The sequence below is a fragment of the Clostridioides sp. ES-W-0016-02 genome (genome assembly GCF_020641035.1).
GTDB lineage: Bacteria > Bacillota > Clostridia > Peptostreptococcales > Peptostreptococcaceae > Clostridioides.
In genome coordinates this window covers 3018379-3042427 of sequence record NZ_CP061361.1, presented here as the reverse complement: position 1 = coordinate 3042427, position 24049 = coordinate 3018379, and the positions used below count along the sequence as shown (strand labels likewise).

At 28.9% G+C, this 24049-nt stretch carries 25 protein-coding genes; all 25 read left to right on the top strand.

What is annotated here, in order from left to right:
• Positions 1-25: 25 nt before the first annotated feature.
• The 25 genes from IC758_RS14425 (at position 26) to IC758_RS14305 (ending at position 23816) form a co-directional block, all read left to right on the top strand.
• Positions 26-607, top strand: a complete 582-nt coding sequence (locus IC758_RS14425; protein WP_413927243.1) for a TVP38/TMEM64 family protein — start codon at positions 26-28, stop codon at positions 605-607.
• A gap of 196 nt (positions 608-803) precedes the next feature.
• A complete protein-coding gene (locus tag IC758_RS14420; RefSeq protein WP_227432407.1) occupies positions 804-1151 on the top strand; it encodes a hypothetical protein in 348 nt (115 codons plus the stop codon).
• A gap of 11 nt (positions 1152-1162) precedes the next feature.
• A complete protein-coding gene (locus tag IC758_RS14415; protein WP_227432408.1) occupies positions 1163-3142 on the top strand; it encodes a stage V sporulation protein D in 1980 nt (659 codons plus the stop codon).
• A gap of 168 nt (positions 3143-3310) precedes the next feature.
• Positions 3311-4684: a UDP-N-acetylmuramoyl-tripeptide--D-alanyl-D-alanine ligase gene (locus tag IC758_RS14410; protein ID WP_227432409.1), complete on the top strand. Its 1374-nt coding sequence runs from the start codon at positions 3311-3313 to the stop codon at positions 4682-4684.
• Between the two features lie 40 nt (positions 4685-4724).
• Complete coding sequence (gene mraY, locus IC758_RS14405) at positions 4725-5693, top strand: phospho-N-acetylmuramoyl-pentapeptide-transferase (RefSeq protein ID WP_227432410.1); 969 nt, start codon at positions 4725-4727, stop codon at positions 5691-5693.
• A gap of 18 nt (positions 5694-5711) precedes the next feature.
• Positions 5712-7067 carry a UDP-N-acetylmuramoyl-L-alanine--D-glutamate ligase gene (gene murD / locus IC758_RS14400; RefSeq protein WP_227432411.1) on the top strand — a complete coding sequence of 452 codons (1356 nt, stop codon included), beginning with the start codon at positions 5712-5714 and terminating at the stop codon, positions 7065-7067.
• Positions 7068-7118: 51 nt separating this feature from the next.
• Positions 7119-8249, top strand: a complete 1131-nt coding sequence (gene spoVE / locus IC758_RS14395) for a stage V sporulation protein E (protein WP_227432412.1) — start codon at positions 7119-7121, stop codon at positions 8247-8249.
• A gap of 17 nt (positions 8250-8266) precedes the next feature.
• A complete protein-coding gene (gene murG, locus IC758_RS14390; protein ID WP_227432413.1) occupies positions 8267-9484 on the top strand; it encodes an undecaprenyldiphospho-muramoylpentapeptide beta-N-acetylglucosaminyltransferase in 1218 nt (405 codons plus the stop codon).
• 269 nt (positions 9485-9753) lie between these two features.
• Positions 9754-10494 (top strand): cell division protein FtsQ/DivIB, encoded by a 741-nt coding sequence (locus IC758_RS14385; protein WP_227432414.1) that lies wholly within the window; start codon positions 9754-9756, stop codon positions 10492-10494.
• Positions 10495-10516: 22 nt separating this feature from the next.
• A complete protein-coding gene (locus IC758_RS14380) occupies positions 10517-11215 on the top strand; it encodes a DUF881 domain-containing protein (protein WP_227432415.1) in 699 nt (232 codons plus the stop codon).
• Between the two features lie 4 nt (positions 11216-11219).
• The gene (locus tag IC758_RS14375; RefSeq protein ID WP_227432416.1) at positions 11220-11894 is read left to right on the top strand and encodes a DUF881 domain-containing protein; all 675 of its coding nucleotides are present in this window, start codon (positions 11220-11222) and stop codon (positions 11892-11894) included.
• 98 nt (positions 11895-11992) lie between these two features.
• On the top strand, positions 11993-12346 hold the full coding sequence (locus tag IC758_RS14370; protein WP_227432417.1) for a small basic family protein: 354 nt from the start codon (positions 11993-11995) through the stop codon (positions 12344-12346).
• Between the two features lie 189 nt (positions 12347-12535).
• Positions 12536-13696, top strand: coding sequence for a cell division protein FtsZ (ftsZ, locus tag IC758_RS14365; RefSeq protein ID WP_227432418.1), 1161 nt, complete (start codon positions 12536-12538; stop codon positions 13694-13696).
• A gap of 261 nt (positions 13697-13957) precedes the next feature.
• On the top strand, positions 13958-15232 hold the full coding sequence (locus tag IC758_RS14360; protein ID WP_227432419.1) for an ABC transporter substrate-binding protein: 1275 nt from the start codon (positions 13958-13960) through the stop codon (positions 15230-15232).
• Positions 15233-15556: 324 nt separating this feature from the next.
• Positions 15557-16402: a sigma-E processing peptidase SpoIIGA gene (locus IC758_RS14355; protein ID WP_227432420.1), complete on the top strand. Its 846-nt coding sequence runs from the start codon at positions 15557-15559 to the stop codon at positions 16400-16402.
• 24 nt (positions 16403-16426) lie between these two features.
• Positions 16427-17149 carry an RNA polymerase sporulation sigma factor SigE gene (gene sigE / locus IC758_RS14350; protein ID WP_227432421.1) on the top strand — a complete coding sequence of 241 codons (723 nt, stop codon included), beginning with the start codon at positions 16427-16429 and terminating at the stop codon, positions 17147-17149.
• Between the two features lie 91 nt (positions 17150-17240).
• The gene (gene sigG, locus IC758_RS14345) at positions 17241-18014 is read left to right on the top strand and encodes an RNA polymerase sporulation sigma factor SigG (RefSeq protein WP_169468424.1); all 774 of its coding nucleotides are present in this window, start codon (positions 17241-17243) and stop codon (positions 18012-18014) included.
• A gap of 104 nt (positions 18015-18118) precedes the next feature.
• Positions 18119-18382: a YlmC/YmxH family sporulation protein gene (locus tag IC758_RS14340; protein WP_227432422.1), complete on the top strand. Its 264-nt coding sequence runs from the start codon at positions 18119-18121 to the stop codon at positions 18380-18382.
• A 21-nt stretch (positions 18383-18403) separates the two neighbouring features.
• Positions 18404-18865 carry a transcriptional regulator NrdR gene (gene nrdR, locus IC758_RS14335; protein WP_227432423.1) on the top strand — a complete coding sequence of 154 codons (462 nt, stop codon included), beginning with the start codon at positions 18404-18406 and terminating at the stop codon, positions 18863-18865.
• Positions 18862-19623 (top strand): peptidoglycan editing factor PgeF, encoded by a 762-nt coding sequence (gene pgeF / locus IC758_RS14330; protein WP_413927340.1) that lies wholly within the window; start codon positions 18862-18864, stop codon positions 19621-19623. The genes nrdR and pgeF overlap by 4 nt, the downstream gene beginning before the upstream one ends.
• A gap of 14 nt (positions 19624-19637) precedes the next feature.
• The gene (locus IC758_RS14325) at positions 19638-20330 is read left to right on the top strand and encodes a winged helix-turn-helix domain-containing protein (protein ID WP_227432425.1); all 693 of its coding nucleotides are present in this window, start codon (positions 19638-19640) and stop codon (positions 20328-20330) included.
• A 29-nt stretch (positions 20331-20359) separates the two neighbouring features.
• Positions 20360-21649: a HAMP domain-containing sensor histidine kinase gene (locus tag IC758_RS14320; RefSeq protein ID WP_227432426.1), complete on the top strand. Its 1290-nt coding sequence runs from the start codon at positions 20360-20362 to the stop codon at positions 21647-21649.
• Between the two features lie 54 nt (positions 21650-21703).
• Entirely contained in the window at positions 21704-22636 is a 933-nt protein-coding gene (locus IC758_RS14315; protein ID WP_227432427.1) for a YIEGIA family protein, read from the top strand.
• Between the two features lie 45 nt (positions 22637-22681).
• Positions 22682-23614 (top strand): YIEGIA family protein, encoded by a 933-nt coding sequence (locus tag IC758_RS14310; protein WP_227432428.1) that lies wholly within the window; start codon positions 22682-22684, stop codon positions 23612-23614.
• Position 23615: 1 nt separating this feature from the next.
• On the top strand, positions 23616-23816 hold the full coding sequence (locus IC758_RS14305; protein ID WP_227432429.1) for a capping complex subunit for YIEGIA: 201 nt from the start codon (positions 23616-23618) through the stop codon (positions 23814-23816).
• Positions 23817-24049 lie beyond the last annotated feature (233 nt).

Sequence of the window (24049 nt, the reverse complement as noted above, 5' to 3'; positions counted from 1 at the left end):
TCCTGTTAAAAAAATGGTAAATCAGATGATATTTTATCTGAGTATGTTAAATCTAGATGCAATTAAGGAGTACATATTATCATTTGGAGTTTGGGCACCAATAATATCATTTGCACTTATGATATTACAATCAATAGCTGCACCTCTTCCTGCATTTTTAATTACTTTTGCAAATGCAGCCTTATTTGGATGGGTAAATGGTGCTATACTGTCATGGATTAGTGCAATGGCAGGTGCTGCAATTTGTTTTGTAATTGGAAGATTTTTAGGTAGAGATGTAGTTGTAAAACTTACAAGCAAATTTGCACTAGAAAGTATAGATGGTTTTTTTGATAAGTATGGAAAACATACGATTTTAATTGCAAGATTGCTTCCTTTTATATCTTTTGACCTTGTGAGCTATGCAGCAGGTCTAACATCCATGAGTTTTATATCTTTCTTTATAGCTACTGGAGTAGGACAATTACCAGCAACCATTGTATATTCTTATGTTGGTGGTATGTTGACTGGTGGAGCTAAAGTCATGATGACAGGACTTTTAATATTATTTGCTTTAAGTGTATTGATTTATATGTTAAAGAAAATATATAGTGATAAAAATAAATAAAAATTAGTGTAAAATCTATAGGTTTGAATTCAAGAATTAGTGAATCTATAGATTTTTTGTTGTGTATAGAAAAAATTACAAATAGATTGTGTAACAGTGTATTAATTTAGCGATGAAATTTTAAAGGAAGAGATATGATTAATAACAAATATAGTATAGAGGAAAATCTAAAAATCTATATTATCGGGGTGATAATTTGAAAAAAAATTATAAAATACATAATCTAAATGAATATAAAAATAAAAAAAAGAATAATTATAAAAAGAGAATTAATAAAAAAATAGGGGCTAAATGTATTTTATTGATTACAACTTTCGTAGTAATAATATTGAATCTATGTGGTTATTCAAAAATTTCAGAAATGAAATATGATATTCATTATTTACAAAAAGATTTAAGAAAAAAAGAGATAGTACTAGAGGAACTAAAGGCAAAAGAAACTGAAAAAACATCAATAAAAGAAATTGAGTTAAAAGCAAAGGAATTGCTCAATATGGACTATCCAAAAGATGGACAAATAAAGTATATAAATGTGGATAACTAGGGGGAATAGGTTTGAGAAAAGTAAAAAGGATAAGCAAAAAAAGACTGGTACTTGTTCTTGTTTTAGCATGTGCACTGTTTTTTTGCCTTGTTATTAGGACTGGATACCTACAACTTATGAAAGGTAATTGGTTAAGTACAAAAGCATTAGAACAACAAACAAGAGATATACCTATAGAGCCTAAAAGAGGAACTATATATGATAGAAACATGAAAGAATTGGCAGTAAGTGTAACTAAATATACAGTTTGGTGCAAACCTGTAGAAGTTGAAGATAAAAAAGAAGCGGCTGAAAAAGTGGCTGAAATTTTGGACGAAGATTATAAAGATATTTATGCTTTAATAAGCAAAAAAAATATGGCTCTTGTAAAGGTCAAAAGATGGATAGATGATGATAAGGCAAGTAAAATAAGAGATGCTAAATTAGGTGGAATATGGGTAGCAGAAGACAATCAAAGATATTATCCTTATGGAAATTTTGCACCATATGTAATAGGTCATACTTCTTCAGATGCAACAGGGATATCTGGTATAGAAATGCAATATGATAAAAAATTAAAAGGAAAAGCTGGAAAATTAATAGTAAGTACTGATGCTTCAGGTAGAGAAATTCCACAAGGTATGGAAAAATATTATGAACCTGTTCAGGGGAATGGTCTTGTATTGTCTATAGATGAAGTAATCCAACATTATACTGAAAAAGCAGTACAAAAGGCTTATGAAATAAATAATGCAAAGAAAGTCACTGCAATAGCAATGAATCCTAAAACTGGCGATATACTTGCTCTAGCATCAAAACCAGATTATGACCCTAATGACTCAAGAACGCCAATATATCCATATTATCAAGAAGAACTTGAAAAATATAGCGATAAAGACAAAATAAAGGGTTATTATCAAATGTGGAGAAATCCAGCAGTAAGTGATACATATGAACCAGGTTCTACATTTAAACTTATTACATCTTCCAGTGCTCTTGAAGAAGGAGTAATAAAAGATGGTGAGAAATTCACATGTACAGGTAGTGTAACTGTAGGAGGAAGAAAGATTAAATGTTGGAGACACTATAGACCTCATGGAACACAAGAGTTTAAACAAGCAGTACAAAATTCTTGTAACCCTGTGTTTGTTGAATTAGGAAGTAGATTAGGTGTTGGTAAAATGTATGATTATATAGAATCTTTTGGTCTTATGAATAAGACAGGTATAGATTTACCAGGAGAAGCTAAAGGAATATTGTATAATGAAAAAAATGTAGGTCCAGTTGAGTTAGCTACAATATCATTTGGTCAATCAATATCAGTAACTCCAATACAACTTATAACAGCTATATCATCAATAGCAAATGGTGGAGATTTAATGCAACCAAGAGTAGTAAAATCTTATACTGATAACAAAGGTAATATAACTGAGACAGTAAAACCAAAAAAAGTAAGAAATGTTATATCTAAAGAAACATCTAAAAAAATGTTAGAAATTGCAGAGTCAGTTGTAACTGATGGTGGAGGAAAAATTGCATATATACCAGGATATAGACTAGGTGGGAAAACAGGTACAGCTCAAAAGGTTATAGATGGTAAATATGCTCAAGGAAAATATATATGTTCATTCGTGGGAATAGCACCTTGTGATGACCCACAAATTGTAGTTCTTGCTATTGTTGATGAGCCAACAGGAGTAAGTGCATTTGGTAGTACTACAGCAGGACCTATAGTAAAAGAAATAATGAATGATTCTCTAAAATATTTAGGGGTCAAACCAGTATATAAAGAAGAAGAAAAAGCTGAATATGAAAAGAAACAAGTCAAAGTACCAGATGTAAGAAATTTAAAAATTGGGGATGCAGTGAAAGCATTAGAAGATGCGAAGTTAAAACCAAATTTAGATACAGATATAGAAATTCCAAAGGATACAAAAGTAAAGGATGTTTTTCCAAAACCTGGAATAAAAGTTAATGAAGATTCAAGTATAACACTATATTTTGAAAACTAAAAAGTAACAGATAATTAACATATATCCATAAACATCTTCAAAAAAACAGAAATATAGTATATAATTATAAAGTTAAGAGTTATCGTAGGCAATGTATATGTAACGGTATACATTGCCTTTTGTTGCTAAGATAATATAGCTAATGTTTTTATAAGGAGGAGTTTGAGAATGGAGTGCTTAACAATAAAGGAGTTAGTACTTGCAACTAATGGAAAGTTAATATATGGAGATTATAATGACTGTGTAAGTGATATAGTTATAGATAGCAGGGAAGCAAATGCACAAAATGCATTTGTAGCCATAGTTGGAGAAAATTTAGATGGGCATACCTTTATAAAGTCTGCATATGATAGTGGATGCAAAACTTTTATAAAAAATGAAAGTAATGGAATAAAATTAGAAAGTTCGGATATAAATTTAATAGAGGTAAAAGATACAACTTTGGCTCTAGGAAATATTTCCAGATATTATAAAGAAAAATTTGACATTCCATTTATAGGTGTTACAGGTAGTGTAGGAAAAACAACTACTAGAGATATGATATATGCAGCTATTTCTGCAAAATTAAACATCTTGAAAAATGAAAAGAACCTAAATAATCATTTTGGGGTTCCTTTGACTTTGTTTAATTTAAATAAAGAACATGAGTGTGCTGTAATAGAAATGGGAATGTCTGGATTTAATGAAATAAAGTATTTGGTGGACATAGTAAATCCTAAAATTGCAGTTATATCAAATATAGGATTGTCACACATAGAAAACCTAGGTTCACAGGAAGGGATTTTAAAGGCAAAGCTGGAGATTGCTTCAAATTTTGATGATACAAATACTTTGATTGTAAATGGCGATGATAAATTTTTATCTACATTAAAAGAAAAAGAGCATGTATATAAGTTAAAAACATTTGGATTTAAGAAAGATAATGACATTTATTGTGAAGATTATACTATGGAAGAAGATAGTTTGACATTTACATGTGTCATAAATGGAAAAAAAGAGGAAATATTTATACCAACAATAGGAGAGCATAATATATATAATGCTATGTCGGCGATATTAGTTGGCATGAGTTTAAATATTTCTTTGGATTGTATAAAAACAGGTTTAAAAAACTTCAAAGGGACAAAAATGAGATTAGATATAATAAAAAATGAAAGATTAACAATAATTAATGACTCATATAATGCCAGTCCAGATTCTATGGAAGCAGCCTTGAAAATACTTGGTAGATATAAAGGTAGAAAAGTAGCAATACTTGGAGATATGCTTGAGATGGGTGAAATTTCAGAGTATGGTCATAGATTAGTTGGAAAATCATCTATGAATAATACTGATATCATAATAACTATAGGTGAAAACTCAGTGTTTATTGGAGACGAAGCAAAACGATTAGGATTCGATTCATCCAATATATATCACTTTAAAAATAGAGACGATGTATTTAATCGATTAGATGAATTAATAAAAACAGGAGACACTATTTTAGTGAAAGGCTCAAGAGGCATGAAATTAGAAAAAATAGTTGAATATCTAAATAAATAAGCTTAAACTAATGAGTTGATTGACAAGGGAGAGGAGTTTTATGATGTTAGGAATAACAGAGCTTACGTACACCGCATTGATTGCGTTTTTGATAGTAATTATAATAGGACCAATATTTATACCAATGCTTAGGAAATTTAAATTTGGTCAGACAGTTAGAGATGATGGACCTCAAACACATCTAGCTAAGAATGGAACACCTACTATGGGTGGAATTATAATGATTGTTGCAATTCTAATAACTGGACTTACAAGAGTAAAAGTTAGTCATGACATGGCAGTAGGTCTTATATGTATTGCTGGTTTTGGTTTTATTGGTTTTTTAGATGACTTTATAAAAATAAAGCTAAAAAGGTCACTTGGACTAAAAGCATATCAAAAAATAATCCTTCAAGTTGCATTATCTTTTTATGTTGCTTTTTATCAGTATACATCGTCATCAAGTGCTTCGCAACTTATGATACCATTTACAGATTTTGTAATAAATGTTGGAATACTATATATACCAATAATGATGTTTATAATAGTAGCAATAGTAAATGCTGTAAATTTAACTGATGGTCTAGATGGTCTAGCATCAGGAGTGACTTTAGTTGTTTCTGTATTTTTTATGTTGTTTGCAAGTTCAGTTGCAGGCAATACAGAAGTTGCAGTTTTAGCAGCAGCAACTGTTGGAGCATGTCTAGGCTTTTTAGGATTTAATTCATATCCAGCTAGAGTGTTTATGGGAGATACAGGTTCAATGGCATTAGGTGGTGCGGTTGTAGCATTTTCAGTTTTAACTAATTCAGTGCTTATAATACCTATAATTGGAGGCATTTATTTTGCAGAAGCTCTATCAGTTTTAATTCAAGTTGGATATTTTAAAGTAACTAGAAAGAGATTCTTTAAGATGGCTCCAATACACCATCATTTTGAACAATGTGGTTGGCCAGAAACAAGAGTTGTATTTGTTTTTTGGATTATTACAGTTGTTTTAGCTTGGATAAGTATAATAGCAGTATTTTAGGCCTAGGGGGAATAAAAAATGGACTTAAGTGGAAAAAAAGTTTTATTAGTAGGGCTTGCAAAAACTGGTATATCTACAATTAAACATTTAGATAAATTAGGAGCAAGTATAATTGTAAATGATATTAAAGATGAAAATAAATTAAAAAACATACTTGATGAATTAAAATCTATAAATGACATAGAATACATATTAGGATGCCATCCAGAGGCTGTAGACGATGTAGATATGGTTGTAGTATCTCCAGGAGTACCATTAGACTTGCCATTTATTTTGAAGCTAAAAAATTCAGGCAAGTATATAATTGGTGAGGTAGAATTAGCTTTTAAATTGTCAAATAATCCAACTTTTATAGGGATTACAGGTACAAATGGTAAGACAACTACAACTAGCTTAGTAGGAGAAATTTTTTCAAGTGCCAAAAAAGATACATATGTAGTTGGTAATATAGGGAATCCTGTAATAGATACTATAGAAACTTCAAATGAAGAATCTATACTTGTAACTGAACTGAGTAGTTTCCAACTTGAAAGTGTGGATGAATTTAGACCTAAAGTAAGTGCAATATTAAATATTACAGAAGATCATTTAAATAGACATCATACTATGGAAAAGTACATAGAAGCTAAATCAAAAATATTTATGAATCAAAATGATGAAGATTTTTGTATATTAAATTATGATGATGAAATAGTGAGAGGCCTAGCTGATAAATGTAATGCCAAAGTAATTTACTTTTCAAGAACTCATAGAGTAAATGGAGGAGTATATTTAGAAAATAATGACATAATAATAGATATAGAGGATAAGATTAAGTTTCTAAATAAAGATGATGTAAGTTTGCCTGGAGGCCATAATTTAGAAAATTGTATGGCAGCAATAGCAATAGCATATGTTTGTAAAGTAGATTTAGAAGTAATAAAAGATGTATTGATGACATTTAAAGGAGTTGAACACAGACAAGAGTTTGTAAGAAACTTAGATAATGTAATATATGTAAATGACTCAAAGGGAACTAATCCAGATTCTACTATAAAAGCTGTACAGTCTTATAATAGACCAATAGTGCTTATAGCAGGAGGAATGGATAAGGGAAGCAACTTTGATGAACTTCTTGAAATTGCAAAATCATATGTTAAATCATTAATCTTATTAGGAGAAACTGCACCAAAGATAGAAAATTGTGCTAAAAATAAAGGATTTAATGACATACATATAGTAAAAGATATGGAGGAAGCAGTTAAGACTTCTCATGAGATTTCAAAAAATGGAGATATAGTGCTTCTTTCACCAGCTTGTGCAAGTTGGGATATGTATGAAAGTTTTGAAGTAAGAGGAAAAGACTTCAAAGATAATGTAAACAATTTAAAATAATCTCTTACCTCTAAACTTACTTAGATGGAAGAATGGAGGTAGATTAGTTGGATGCCTAAAGAAAATTTGAAAAAACAAATTGACATAAGGATGAAGACTGAATTTGATGGAGTAGTATTTTATACTACTATGCTTTTAGTATTTGTAGGAATAGTTATGGTGTTTAGTGCAAGTTTTATACAATCTTCATTTAAACACAATGATGCATACTATTTTCTAAAGAAAAATGTAATATATGCTATACTAGGATTTATAGTTATGATTATTACATCTAGAATAGACTATAATTTTTGGAAGAAAAATGCTACAGCAATTGGAGCTATAGCAGTAGTATTATTATTGTTGGTTTTAACTCCTTTGGGAATAGAAGCAAACGGAGCAAAAAGATGGTTAGGGATAGGTGCTTTAACATTTCAGCCTGCAGAAATTGCAAAGTTTGCTACAATAATATTAACTGCAAAATTGATTGAGAAAAATTATGATAAAATAAAATCTTTGACAAAAGGTGTTGTACCACTTCTCGTAGTTCCAGGAATATTTTTTGCGTTGATAATACTTCAACCAAATTTGTCAACAGCAGGTACTGTAATTCTAGTTACATTTGTAATGATATTTGTTGCTGGAATGGATATGAAAATTGTATTTGCTATGATAGGAAGTGGGGCTGCTTTATTTGCTGCATTAGTAATTGCTGAACCGTATAGACTTAGTCGTGTTACATCTTTTTTAGACCCATTTCAAGACCCACTTGGTAAGGGGTATCAGGTAATACAAGGTTTATATGCATTAGGTTCAGGAGGACTGTTTGGTTTAGGCTTAGGAAAGAGTAAGCAAAAGTATTTTTATATACCAGAGCCACAAAATGACTTTATATTTGCTATAATAGGAGAAGAGTTAGGATTAATTGGTTGTATAATAGTTATAATGCTATTTGTAGCCTTAGTCTACAGATGTGTAAGAATAGCTTTGAAGACTTCTAATGTATTTGCTTGTATGGTTGTCATAGGTATAGGGGCACAAATTGGAATACAAGCAGCTTTAAATATAGCAGTTGCAACATCATCAATGCCAGCTACAGGTGTAGCACTACCATTTATAAGTTATGGAGGTACCTCACTCACCATCTTTATGGGGGCTGTAGGTATAGTGTTGAACATCTCAAAGCATGTCAAAATTAATTAACAGGAGATGATGATTTGATGAAAGTTTTATTATCAGGCGGTGGAACTGGAGGACACGTATATCCAGCTATAGCTATTGCTAACAAAATAAGAGATGAACATCCAGACGCCGAGATAATGTTTGTTGGGACGGAAAAAGGAATAGAATCAGAAATAGTTCCTAAGTATGGATTTGAATTGAAAACTGTAACAGTACAAGGATTTAAGAGAAAAATAGACTTCGATAATGTAAAAAGAGTTTTTAAGCTTTTTAAAGGATTGGAACAATCAAGAAAAATTGTTAAAAAATTTAAGCCAGATGTAGTCATAGGAACTGGTGGATATGTCAGTGGACCTGTTTTATTTAATGCGTCTATGGGAAAAATACCAGCTATAATACATGAGCAAAATTCTTTTCCTGGGGTAACTAATAAGATTTTATCTAAAACAGTTACAAAGGTACTTACAAGTTTTGAAGATTCACATAAAAGATTCCCTGAGGCAGCAGAAGAAAAATTAGTTTTTACAGGAAATCCAGTTAGAAAAGAAATTTTGTTATCAAGAAAAAATATCGCAAGAAAAAATTTAGGAATAAGTGAAGAGAAAAAAATGGTACTTTGCTACGGTGGTAGTGGAGGTTCAAGAAAAATAAATGATGCAATGAGACTTGTCATTAAAAATATGGTAAATGAAGATATAGCTTTTATATTTGCAACAGGAAAAAGCTATTATGAAGAATTTATGGAAAGTATCAGTAATATAAATCTTAAACCATACCAAAAAGTAGTACCTTATTTAGAAGATATGGCAAATGCACTTGCAGCAAGTGATTTAGTTATAGGTAGTGCAGGAGCAATTTCATTAGCTGAAATAACAGCTCTTGGCAAACCTTCTATAATAATACCTAAAGCATATACTGCTGAAAATCATCAAGAGTACAATGCTAAGAGTATAGAGAAGCAAGGGGCAGGGGTTGCAATCTTGGAAAAAAACGTAACTCCAGAAAGCCTGAATACAGCCGTATTTAAACTTTTAGGAGATAGAGAACTTCTAGTTGATATGGCAAATGCAAGTAAAACTATAGGTAGACCTGAGGCTATAGACCTTATATATGATGAGATAATAAAGGTATATAACTCAACACAAAAATCAACAGCTAAGAAACCAAAAAAAGAAAAAGCTATTGAGGAAGTAAAGAAAGAAGCAGCTCCAAGTATAGAAGGTCAGGCTAAAGTAATAGGAATAAAGAAACGATAAATAAATATTTACCCCTAATTTATAATATATTAGATTTTCTAAATTATTCTAAATTAGGGGTTTATTTATGTGTATATAAGTTTTAAGTTATAAAATACATATAGTATTTTATATTTATTTTGATGAAATATCAATTTAATCCTCTTTTTTAATGTTTTATTAGATTGTTTTGTAAGAAAATGAGAAAATTTGACTTTAAATATTATATTTTTTTTGTAGGGAATATAAACTCGAAAGGTGTATTTATTAACCAAAGGGGTTGATTGTATTTGAAGAGGAGAAAGAAGCTAAATACGAATAATGTTATGATAGTTTTAGTTTTTATACTTATGCTATCTTTTGGGATATGTATTATTGTAGGGAGTGATTTATTTGATGTAAATAGGATAGATGTGATTGGAAATAAAAGAGTCACCAAGTCAAATATAATGAAATCGTTAAATGTAAGTTCACATGAAAATATATTTGCATACAATTTTAAAGACATGAAAAGTAAGCTTATGAAAAATCCGTATATAGAAGATGTAGAAATAAAAAGGAAACTTCCAAATAAGATAATTATAAGCTTAAAAGAAAAAGAAATTTTTGCGGTATTAAAGGATGAAGATAACTATTGTTATATAGATAAAAAAGGGAACTTATTAGAGGAATTAAAAGGCACTAATGAAAGTAAAAATGATTTGATAGTGGAAGTAGATTATAGTATTAATGATACAAAATCAATAAAATTTAAAAATTATAAAACTAAAGAGAGTGTATTTAAGACTTTAAATTATTTAAAAGAAGAAGGTATTTATAGAAAAATAAATTATGTAAACTTTAAAAAAGAAGGGAATGTAGATATGCTTACGAGAAGCAATATAAAAATCTTACTTTCTAATGATGATAACTTAGATTATAATATATCTAGGGTAAATAAAATTTTGATTGACCTGCAAAATAAAAATACCAATGGTGGGACTATAAATCTAAATTATGGAAAGCTAGCTGTATATAGTCCAGAAGGATAGACAATTGTAAGGAAGTGATATTTTGAAAAAAAGGTTTATAAATAAGAGTATAATTATAGGAAGTATTGTATTGGGAGTTCTCGTTAGTTTACAACTAAAAATTATTAATATAGAAAATAGAGGAATGACGACTTTTAAGAGAGGCGAGCAACTTACAGAAGAACTTAAATCTCTAAAAAAAGAAAAAGAAAATCTTCAATCAGAAATTAATAGTGTAAAAAAAGATATAGAGACATATAGAGGTAAAAGTGAAAAAGGAGAGCAAGATATACTTAAATCAGAAATAGAAAAATATGAAACTTTAGCTGGATATACAGATGTAGAAGGAAAAGGTATTGAAGTTGAAATAAATTCTACAAAAACTTTAGGAAGCTTTGATAAAAATGACAGTATACTATATAATTATGATTTATTACTGTCAATGATAAATAAATTAAATTCAGCACAAGCAAGTGCCATATCTATAAATAATCAAAGAGTAGTTTCAAATACATATATGTATTTGAAAGAAGATAAACTTTATATGAATGACACTGTTATAAAGGAGCCAATTACAATAAAGGCAATTGGTGATTCTGATACATTAGCTTCTGCGCTCAATATAAAGTATGGTATTGTCTGGGAAATAGAAACGTATTATAATGCAAAGGTAAAAGTAATTAAAGAAGATAATGTAAAAATAAATGGACATGGTGATACAGATAAAGTAGAGAGGAAATAATAATATGAAAAAGAAAATGATTATATTAGGAGCATTCATATTAGGCATTTTCATATCAACTTATATAAAATCACTGAACCCAAATAAAGTGTATATAACATTGAGCCAGACTAAAAATATTGAAAGTGAGATAGAAAATACAAATAAGGAAATAAAAAATCTAAAAGAAGCTCTTAAAAGTAACAAAAAGACTTTAGATGAATATAAGCAAGCAGAAAATAATGGAAATGAATCTATTCAAACATTAATGAAAAAAGAACTTGAAGAAGTTAAAGAGTTAAGTGGTTATTCAGCTGTCACAGGTCCAGGAATAACTATTACTATGAAGGATAGTGAAAGAGAATTAAAAGATGGACAAAATCCAAACGACCTGATTATACATGATATTGACATTCTAAGAGTTTTAAATGATTTGAAAAAAGCAGGTGCAAAAGCAATATCTATAAATGGAGAAAGAGTATTGTCAACAAGTAAGATAAAATGTTCAGGAGCAACTATTACAGTGAATGATACTACATATGGACAACCATTTATAATAAAAGCTATAGGAGATATAGATTTATTGAGTGCAGCTATAAATTCTCCAGAATCATATGCTAAATCTCTAAAGGATATATATGGGATTAATATAAAAATAGAGGAAAATAATGGAAATAGAGTGAATTTATTTGCAAAATAAAACGAAAAATACAAAAAAATAAAGAAAAAATAAAAAAAATTAATAAAAAGGATTGTAATATAGTTGTGTTTCAAAGTAAAATAAAGAGGTGAGGATTTATGATATGGATTTTAGGAGGATTGGCATTTGGTGTGGTAGTAGGTTACTACATTCCATTTACATATTCTATGGATTATTCGATATATATGTCAGTAGCTATTCTTGCAATAATGGATTCTATATTTGGAGCTATAAAATCCAGTTTTGAAGATAACTATGATAATGTAATTTTTGTTACTGGTTTCATAGGTAATGCTATCTTGGCTATATTATTGACTTATATAGGAGAAAAGTTGGGAATTTCACTTTACTACGTGGCAGTATTAGTTTTTGGGATGAGACTATTTAATAATTTATCTATAATTAGACGTTATATCATTGCCAATATTATGAATAAAAAACATAAAAATTAAAGAACTTTTGAGATATACATAAAATATTTTATACTTAAAGAGTAATATTTGACAATATAAGTAAGAAAATTAAAAAGGAAAATTTACGTTTTTGTGGAATATGTTACTTAAAGGTTAACAAAATAAAAGAAGAAAATGATATAATTAATACATACGATAACTTTGAATCATGAGATAAGGGGGTTTATGATGCTAAACTTTGACGTAGAATTAGAAGAATGTGCACAAATTAAAGTAATAGGTGTAGGTGGCGGTGGAAACAATGCTGTCAATAGAATGGTAGAAGCTCAACTTAAAGGCGTTGAATTTATATCAGTAAATACAGATAAACAAGCTTTATATACATCAAAGGCTGAATATAAAGTTCAAATAGGAGAAAAATTAACTAGAGGACTTGGTGCAGGAGCTAATCCAGAAGTAGGAAAAAGAGCTGCAGAAGAAAGTAAAGATGAAATAGTAAAACTACTTCAAGGAGCTGATATGGTATTTGTTACAGCTGGAATGGGTGGTGGTACTGGTACAGGAGCTGCCCCAGTAGTTGCAGGCCTAGCTAAAGAAATGGGTATCCTTACAGTAGGTGTAGTTACAAAACCTTTTGCATTTGAAGGTAAGATAAGAATGAAAAATGCTGAAGGTGGAATAGCTGAGCTTAAGTCAAAGGTAGATACTCTTATAACAATACCAAATGATAGACTTTTACAAATAGTACAAAAGAATACTTCAATGCTGGATGCTTTTGCAGTTGCAGACGATGTGTTAAAACAAGGTATACAATCAATTTCTGACCTTATAGCAGTTGAAGGATTAATAAACTTAGACTTTGCAGATGTTACTACTATAATGAAAGATAAAGGTCTTGCTCATATGGGTATAGGTAGTGCTAGTGGAGAAACTAGAGCTATAGATGCTGCTAGACAAGCTATCCAATCACCACTTTTAGAAACATCAATACAAGGAGCAAAAGGAGTACTTCTTAATGTTACAGGTGGTCCTAACTTAGGATTATTTGAAGTTAATGAAGCATCTACTTTAGTTATGGAATCTTGTGACCCAGAAGCAAATGTTATATTTGGTGCTTCTATAAAAGAAGATTTAGGCGATGAAATAATGATTACAGTAATCGCAACAGGATTTGAAGGTTTACAAGGTGGGATTTTAGATTTGGATACTAAGCCTAAATCAAGTATAAGGTCTTCTCTGAATACAACTGTAAAACAAGTTGTAAAAGAAATAGAAGAAGAAGAAATTGTGGTTGAAGAAAAGATAGAAGCTCCTAAAAAGGCAAGTATAATAGAAGAAGATGATGATGAGAGCATGGAAATACCTACATTTTTAAGAAGAAGAAGATAATATGTAAACTTATAAAGAAGTCAATAGACTTCTTTTTATTTTTTGTACTTTAATCTCCTATTTTTTTTAACATATTTTAATATCAAAAAAAATAGGAGATTAAAGTTTTTTCTACTGAGTATAGAAAAAAATGATAGTTATATAAATGGTTATAGTTTTTTATAATTAGACAATGACATTTTTATTTGGTAATATTAAACCTGAATTGAATTGTAAAAATTTGAGGAAAAAGAGAAATTAAAGTCTGAAAGGGGATTAAGTATGATTAAGCTAAAAAAAATTCTTTCTTTAGCCATGGTTGCTATTTTGTCAACATCACTTCTTGCTGGATGTACAAAAAAAGAAGAATCTAAAGGCAAAGATGGCAAAGAAAAATTAGTTGTATGGTCTGCACCGTTAACAGATCATGATGCAGATGCATGGAAACCAATACTTGAGAAATTTGAAAAGGAAAATAACTGTGAAATTGAATTCCAAATAGTACCATGGGATAATTATGCAGAAAAATATGCTACTGCAATCAGTGCAGGTGAGGGGCCAGATATAGGGTATATGTATGCAGAAATGTTTCCTCAATTTATAGAAATGGGAGCAGTTGAAGATTTAACTCCTTATTTAGAAAAATCAGGAACTTCAGATAATTATTTATACTTAGATAATGCAAAAATGATGGGTGGAATTTACGGTTTACCTATAGAAGCTGCTAATCCAGGTGTATTATACTATAATAAAGATATACTAGAAAAATTGGGAGAAAAACCTCCTAAAACGTGGGAAGATTTTAAAAGAATATGTGAAAAAGCAACAAAAGATACTGATGGAGATGGAAAAATAGACCAATGGGGTCTTGCACAAGGTTGGGGTTCTAAAGTGTTTGGTAGTTTGAACTGGAACTGGTATCCATATCTATGGCAAGCTGGTGGAGATATATATAATGATGATTTAAAATCAGTTAAATTTAACAATAAAGAAGGATTAAAAGCTGCAAACTTTATAAATGATATGAAAAAATATATACCAGATAATGCTTTATCAAAAGACAGTAATGAGATGGTTGAAAGTGTATTTGGACCAGGAAAAGCTGCATTTACTATAATGCTGTCTTCTGCTGCTACAAGTACTTTTGATAAATCATTCCCAGACTTAAACTGGGGATATGTAACTTCATTAGAAGATAAAACAGTTGGTAGTTTTGCCTCAGTAGATGATTTAACTTTAATGTCAGCGTGTAAAAACAAAGAACTTGGATTTAAACTTCTTGAATATATGTTAAGCAAAGACTCAATGGAAGCTTTCCATAAAGAGATACCAAGAGCACCAGTTGCTAAAGGTGAAAAATATCAAGGAGATCCAAGATTTGAAGAAATGGTAACAAAAGATAAAAATATGTACAGACCATTAACAGTTGGACCTCATGGAGTAGAAATATATGAACACTTATGGAAACAACTTCAAATGATGATAGCTGGAGACAAAACTCCAGAACAAGCACTAAACGAATCTGCAAAATATGCAAATGAATTGTTAGCACAATAATTTAATTTTATATTTGATTTATAGACTATGCAATTTAATTTTATACAAGTAAACGATTTACTTGCTATATTATTAAGTCGCATAGTCTTTTTTTATGGAAATATTCCAAAGGTAGAGTTGAATAACTTCTACCTAGATATATTGAATTCTACAAAAAAGTCTATTTCTTTGATGCTAAAAAAATATCTTTTGACGACATAAAGTATAAGACATATATCATTGTTATTTTTAAATAGAATTTGTTTTGGATTCGACTGTCAAAAGTGACATAAAATTTTGTACATACTATCTTATAATATGTTTAAAGGTTTTAAGGGGGGATACATGGTGTATATTGAGTACTATGTTATAGAAAACCTAGTAATAAATTATATTATTATAAGTTGTACTTCTATTCTTACTAAAAAATATAATCCTAGAAAAAATAAGTTGCTGGGGGCTAGTTTAGGAGGAGCCTACTCTGTTGCTTATTTATACCCATCAATGGATATACTATTTACAGTGCCATTTAAAATAATAATCATGAGTATTATAACTTTAATTTCATTTAGGACTAAGAGCAAAAAAGATTATGCTCATGTAGCATTAGTTTTTTATTTAGTAAATATTTTTATTTCTGGAAGTACTTATTTTGTAATTTATTTTACAGGAATAAGCCATTTAAAAATATCTTTTTTAATTGCATGTACTTATGTAAGTTGTGAACTATTAAAGTACATTTACAAAGACTTGAAGATGCTTAAATACATCAAAGAGCTTACGAAGACCATAAATATAAACTTATTAGAAAAAAGCTTTTGCTGTAAGGCATTAGTTGATAGTGGAAATTTATTAAAAGACCCAATAAGTCAAAGTGATGTAATAATAGTCAAATCAAGTGTATTAGAAGGATTGATTCCAGAAAATCTATTAAATATTAACTATGAAGATATAGATATGAAAAAAGCTCAGGAAATTATATGTAGTTTAGATGACAGAACTTCAGGGAGAGTTAGAATAATACCTTATAAACATGCTGGAAGTAATAAGACAAGCATAATAATTGGTCTAAAAGCTGATTATGTAGAGGTAGATGAGCAAAAGATAGGAAATATAATACTTGGTATTTCAAATTTTAATGATAGAGAATATGGGGCAATAATGAATCCAAATATATTGCCTGGATTCTAGCTAAAAATTTAAGGGGGACAAAGGATGTTACGATTAAAAGAAAGAATCATAAGCTTTATTACGATGTTAGGTATTAAATTAAAAATAATAAAGCCAAAAGGAATATACTATATGGGTGGAGCCAATATTCTTCCTCCACCACTAAAACCAGCAGAAGAAATGGAACTTTTGCAAAAGCTAGAAACTGATGAAACCGTAAAATCAATTTTAATAGAAAGAAATTTGAGATTAGTAGTCTACATATCAAGAAAATTTGAAAATACAGGGATAGATGTAGAGGATTTAATTTCTATAGGGACTATAGGTTTGATAAAGGCAGTCAATACTTTTAAATTAAATAAAAATATAAAATTAGCAACCTATGCTTCGAGATGTATAGAAAATGAAATACTAATGTATCTAAGAAAAAATAATAAAAAGAAAACGGAGGTATCATTTGATGAGCCTTTAAATATAGACTTAGATGGAAATGAACTTCTATTATCAGATGTTTTAGGTACAGAAAATGATGAAATATATAAAATAATCGAAGAAGAAATAGATAGAGATTTATTGGTTATGGCACTTGACAGATTAAGTGACAGAGAAAAGCAAATTATGGAATTAAGGTTTGGACTTATAGATAAAGGTATTGAAAAAACACAAAAGGAAGTTGCTGGAATGCTTGGAATATCTCAATCCTACATATCTAGACTTGAAAAGAAAATAATTTCAAGATTACAAAAAGAAATGAAAAAATTTGTATAATGCTAAATTAATTCTTCTTAAAAAGTATAAAAAAATTGGAAATGTAAATAATTTCAATAGATGAATACTTTTTGAGAGAGGACTGAAATGTATGCAAGTTAATAAGGTTGAAATATGTGGTGTTAATACATCTGAACTTCCAGTTCTTAAAAATAAGCAAATGAAGGAACTTTTATTACAAATAAAAAGTGGTGATGAAGAAGCCAGACAACAATTTGTAAGAGGAAATTTAAGGTTAGTCTTGAGTGTAATAAAAAAATTTAACAACAGAGGAGAAAATATAGACGATTTATTTCAAATAGGTTGTATTGGTCTTATAAAAGCTATAGATAATTTTGATTTAAGTCAAAATGTCAGATTTTCAACTTATGCTGTTCCTATGATTATAGGAGAAATTAGAAGATACTTAAGAGACAATAATCCAATCAGAGTTAGTAGATCATTAAAAGATATAGCATATAAGGCACTACAAGTTAGAGAAAGATTAATTAGAACAAATTCAAAAGAACCAACAGTATCAGAAATAGCAAAGGAATTAGAATTAGAAGTAGAGTCAGTTGTAATGGCACTTGATGCTATACAAGATCCAATATCTTTATTTGACCCAGTATATCAAGATAATGGAGATGCCATATTTGTAATGGATCAGGTTCAAGACAAAAAAGATACTGATGAAAACTGGTTGCAAGAAATATCACTTAAGGAAGCTATTAAAAAATTAAATAGTAGAGAAAAGTTGGTATTAGATTTAAGATTTTACAAAGGAAGAACTCAGATAGAAGTTGCTGATGAAATCGGTATATCTCAAGCACAAGTATCAAGAATTGAAAAAAATGCTTTAAAAAATATGAGAAAGTATGTATAAGTAATCCATGGAATGTAAACATAATTTTAAATTTAAATGACCTATATAGGTCATTTTTTTTTATCCAAATACATATTTATTTTTAAAGGAAGGGTGAGTATAATATGATTAGAGTTTCTGATATAATGGAAAAAGAAATTATAAATGTAAAAAATGGAAAAAGGATGGGTTTCATAATCGACATAGATATGGATATTCATGAGGGAAAAGTAGTCTCATTTACCATTTTTGGAGATGGAAGTAGAAGTTTTTTTTCAAGAGGAGGGGATGAAGAAGTTATATTTTGGAATGATATACTTAAAATAGGTTGTGATACAATAATAGTAAATATAGGTTCAGAATTAAGCTTAGATGAATTTGATATATAGCTAAACAAAGGAGGAATACAGATGCAATGTCCTTATTGCAATTATAAAGAATCAAAGGTAATAGATTCTAGACATACAGATTTAAAATCTATTAGAAGAAGACGTGAATGTGAATTATGTAAAAAGAGATTTACTACTTATGAAAAAATAGAAACTACTCCTTTAATGGTTATTAAAAAAGATAATAGTAGAGAGTATTTTGATAGAGAAAAAATAAAATATGGACTATTAAAGGCATGTGAAAAAAGACCTGTATCTGTTGAAGATATTGAGAATATAGTTGTACATATTGAAAATGAAATAAATAAATGCTTTATAGAAGAAATCGAAACCAAAAGAATTGGTGAAATGGTAATGGATAAATTGAAAGATTTAGATGAAGTTGCCTATGTAAGATTTGCTTCTGTGTATAGACAATTTAAAGATATAAATACTTTTGTAAATGAACTTAAAAGTATACTAATAGAAAAAGGAGACAAATGATGAAAGATTATATAAATCTAAAAAGTGTAGAAGATATTAAAGAGTATGTTAACTTAAGTAGCAATTGTAAAGAAATTGATGAAAAATTAAATTCTATAAATCTAGTTATAACTTGTAAAAATATAGATGCAAAAAGTAAAGAAGACATGTTAAGGGTTTGCAAGGAATGCGATTTAATGTTTGAAAATTTAACTAGTAATTCTCAAATACATTCAGACATAGTTAACATAGTTAGTAGAGAGAATATAGGACAAAAAATAGAAGGAGATGCACTTATAACAAACTTAGAGAAAGTACCACTTTTATTGTTTACAGCAGATTGCGTACCTATATCAATTATAGATGCTAAAAATAAAGCCATAGGACTGGCACATGCTGGCTGGAAAGGTACTTTTAGTAATATAGGTCACAAAACAATAAAATTGATGTCTGAGACTTATAAAACAGCTCCTGAAGATTTGATATGTATAATTGGACCATCAATTGGACCTTGTTGTTATGAAGTTTCTGAGGAGTTAGTAGAAAAATTTAACACAATTCTTACAAATAATGATGAAAAGTTCTATATAATAAAAGAGGGAAGTTACTATTTAGATTTATGGAAAATTAATGAGTATATGCTGAGATGTAGTGGAGTCAAAAAAGAAAATATAATAAATTTAAATCTATGCACTAGTTGTAGAGCAGATGAATTCCACTCTTATAGAAAACATAATAAGGCATCAGAGCGAATAGGAACGGTACTACAGATAAAATAGAGAGGAGCTTTTTAATGAATACTAAAGTGCTTGTTATAGACGATGAAATGCATATAGTTGAGCTATTAAAATTCAATTTGGAGGTGTCAAACTACGAAGTTAGTTATTCATATGATGGATTTGATGGATTTATAAAAGCTAAGGAAGTTAAACCAGATTTAATACTTTTAGATTGGATGCTACCAAATATAAGTGGAATAGAAGTATTGAGAAAAATAAGAAGTGATAAAGACTTGAAAAATATTCCTGTTATAATGCTTACTGCTAAAAATATGGAAAATGACAAGGTTGAAGGGCTTGAAGTAGGTGCTGATGATTATATAACCAAGCCATTTAGTATAAAAGAATTGTTAGCTAGGGTTAGCTCTGTTTTAAGAAGATATAACTTAACTAGTACAGGCGAAGAAAATAATATACTTACCACAGGTAATTTAAAACTAGATTTATCAAAACATGAAGTTACTAAAGGTTCTGAAAAGATAGAGTTAACACTTAAAGAGTTTGAACTGTTAAAATTATTAATTCAGAATAAAGGTAAAGTACTTTCAAGAAACTATCTTTTAGATAAAATATGGGGCTATGAATACTATGGAGAAACTAGAACAGTAGATGTCCATATAAGATATTTAAGAAAAAAAATAGAAGATGAAGATAAATCAGAAAAATATATAGAAACTATAAGAGGTGTAGGATACAAAATAGATTAGAAAAAGTTATATTTTAGGAGTGTTATCTTGTGGAAGAATTAAATAGCATATATTTTTTTATTGTTATGTTGTCTATAGCCATTGTAATATTGTCTGTAAGATATACAGTAACACTGAGAAAATATTTAAAAGAGTTTATATACGTTTCAAAAAAAGTAAGTAACAAGGAATTTCATGCTAGGTTGAATATATCAGCTAAAGGCGAATTAGGCGAATTAGCCAGAAATTTTAATCATATGATAAAAAATATGGATGATACATTGGAAGAAGTACAATATAAACATTTACAATTAAGGTCTATATTAAAGAGTATATCTCATGGAATTTTAGCTATAGATGTAAATGGAAACATATTATTGATAAATGATGAAGCTAAAGAAATGATAAAGAGTGAACCAAACAAACTAGTTGAAGGACATAATATCAATGCTGTAATAAAAGAAGAAGAAATATTAAAGCAGATACTTCAATTTATAGGTTCTAAAGAAAATGAAACTGCAAAGATTACTACTAAAGATGATATAGTATACAAAATAAAAGTGGATCCAGTTTATCTTCAAAATACCAATAATGTAATAATTGGCTCAATAGTAAACATAGAAGATATTACTAAAAAAGTGAAGCTTGAAAATATGAGAAGTGATTTTGTTGCTAATGTAAGTCATGAACTTAAAACACCACTTACATCTATAAGTGGATTTGTTGAAACGTTAAAATCCAATGAAAATATAGATGCAAACACTAGAAATAGGTTTTTGGAAATAATAGAAAGTGAATCAGACAGATTAAAAAGATTGATTGACGACATATTATTATTATCATTTGTAGAAAATAAAGACACTCTTCTAATGGAAGATGTTGTAATATACGATGTATTTAGAGAAGTATATGAAATAACTCAACGTTCAGCTAGTGAAAAAAACATAGAAGTTTTATATAAATGTGATGATAAATCAATAAACATACTTTCTAATAGAGATTATATCAAACAAGTATTTTTAAATTTAGTTGATAATGCTATAAAATATACTCAAGATAATGGTATTGTACAAGTGGTAGTTTTAAAAGATGAAGAAAAAATAATAATCAAAGTTATAGATAATGGTGTTGGAATACCAAAAGAAGATGTAGAACGTATCTTTGAACGCTTCTATAGAGTAGATAAAGCAAGAAGTAGAGATGTAGGAGGAACGGGTTTAGGATTGGCTATAACGAAGCATATAGTCAAATCATTAAATGGATGTATAAAAGTAAAAAGTGAACTTGGTATTGGTAGCGAATTTATTGTTACAATCCTACAAAAAAATTTCCTTAAATAGAAGGAAATTTTTTTTGTTTTTTGCACAAACTATATAAGAGAAGGAGCTGAGAAAATGGAAGAAAGCTTATTAGGTGCCAATTTATTTAGACACTCTTTTATAGTAGCAGTAATTATAGGAATATTATGTAGAGGATTAGTTTTAAGAGTTACAGACAAGCAATACCCATCGAGACCACAAGATTATTTAGAGCAAATAATAATATCAGGGCTTTCAGCTTCATTGGGTGCAATAGCATTACCTGCACTTATAGATAAGGAGTTTGCAGCATTAACATTTTTTGCAGTAGCGATACAACAATTTCAAGGTCTTGCAGAGCAGGAAAGAATAACATTAAAAAATATAGACAATGAAGAATTAGTACCAAAGGGAGATGCTTATGTAGAAGAAATAGCATCTACGTATGAATCTAGAAGTTATATCAGTCTTTTTTCTGCATTAGTATCTTCTATAGTTTATATTACTGTTTCAAAACGATATGACCTTAGCTTTATTTATTGTACAATACTAGCTGTTATAGCAGGAGCTTTGGTTGGTTTAATTTTTAGAAGGTTTCTAAGACGAAATAGTATAGCAGATATAGCAGATATAGTTCCTGCTGAAGTAAGTTTTGAAGGGCCTATTTTAAAAGTAAATGGTGTAATAATAACCAATATAGGTTTAGAGAATACAAGAGAAAAATATAAAAATGAATGTTTAGCTATAGAAATTATACCAAGAGATTTGGGTGCATTTGGGATAGTAAATGATATAGGACAAAGACAAGCTATAATACATAATCTATTTATTCATATGGGTATAGATAAAGATGTAGATGAGGTTGATATTGTAGCTATATCTAAAACTAACTTAGAAAAAAGCACTGTGGTTATACCATATATACCAATAATCAAGGATATAGATGTAATGATAGATGTAGTAAAAAGTACTCCTATCATAGAGACATCAAAAGGAAAACAGAGTGATTTTTCTAGAAAGACTTTGTAGATTTATAAGTGAACATTTTATATTAGATATTTTAGGAGTGATTTAATGGATAGAGTATTTTTTGTTGCAGTTATTATTGGTATAACATCAAGAGTTATAATGTTGAATTTAGACCAAAAACAGTACCCTACACAACCAAATGTTTTACTATCTCAGCTCATATTAGCCTTTGTTGCTTCGGCATTAGGAGCATTACTAGTTCCAGCTCTTATAAATCGTTCTTATACATCGATAACATTTTTATCTTTGGCAGCAGAACAGTTTAGACAAGTAAGAGCAAATAGAAGGAATACATTACAAAACTTAGAAGAAGTTCAACTTGTAAAAAGAGGAGCTGCATTTATAGAAGAGATAGCTAGAACTTATGAAGTAAGAAATTATATGTGCATAGTTACATCTTTTTTAACAATAGGATTATATTATGTAATTATTGAAGAAACTAAAATAAGTGAAGGTATGAGTTTGATAATAAGTTCAATTTGTGGTTTATTATTAGCTTTCATACTTAAAAAACTTCTTACTAGAAAAAGTATTGGAGATATAGCTGATGTAATGCCTGCTGATATTAGCTTCGTAAATGAATCTATATTGAAGGTGGGAGATTTAAAAGGAATAACAAATATAGGTCTAAAAAGTGATAGAGAAGTATATATTAATAGAGGTGTAGGAATACAAATAATTCCTAAAAATAGAGATTATGCTAATGCAGGAATATTATTTGATTCGGGTCAAAGACAAGCTATAGTGTACAATATATATTCAAGATTAGGTTTATATGGAGATTATGAAGAACCTGCATTTGTACCATTACCTAGACGAAATAAAGATGATGAAAGTATAATGATTGCTTATTTACCAATAGATAGGAATGTTGAAAAGGTAATGGAAGCTGTAAAATCATGTCCAATACTTTCAAGTTCTAAAGGTAAAAACTTATCACTGAAAAACTATAAAATAGGAAAGAAAGGAAGTGCATAAAATGGGAATGGATATAGGTCTAAATGAATATACCCTAGCAATAGTTACACTAGATAAAAATATGAGAAATGGTGGAGGTTGTCCAATATTTTATGCAAATGATGAAAAAGACTTGCAAAATAAGGCGATGCTCATGTCAAAGTGTGTAGGTGGAATGGTTCACGATATGACTAATGGAACATTAATAATAGTAAAGCATTAAAACGATAAGATACTTTTAAGAGCAAATAATGTTCAAATTTATAAAATATTTAAATTTGAATATTATTTGTTTTAATCTTTTTATAGCTATTTACTTATATTGACTATTAGAATTAAAATGTGTTATTATGACATGAAATGTTTAAAAATGCTATTGTAAAATATAATAAAGTAATAAACTGTATATGAAAATATATTATAATAAATATTGATGAATATAAAAGAGTGGTGAAA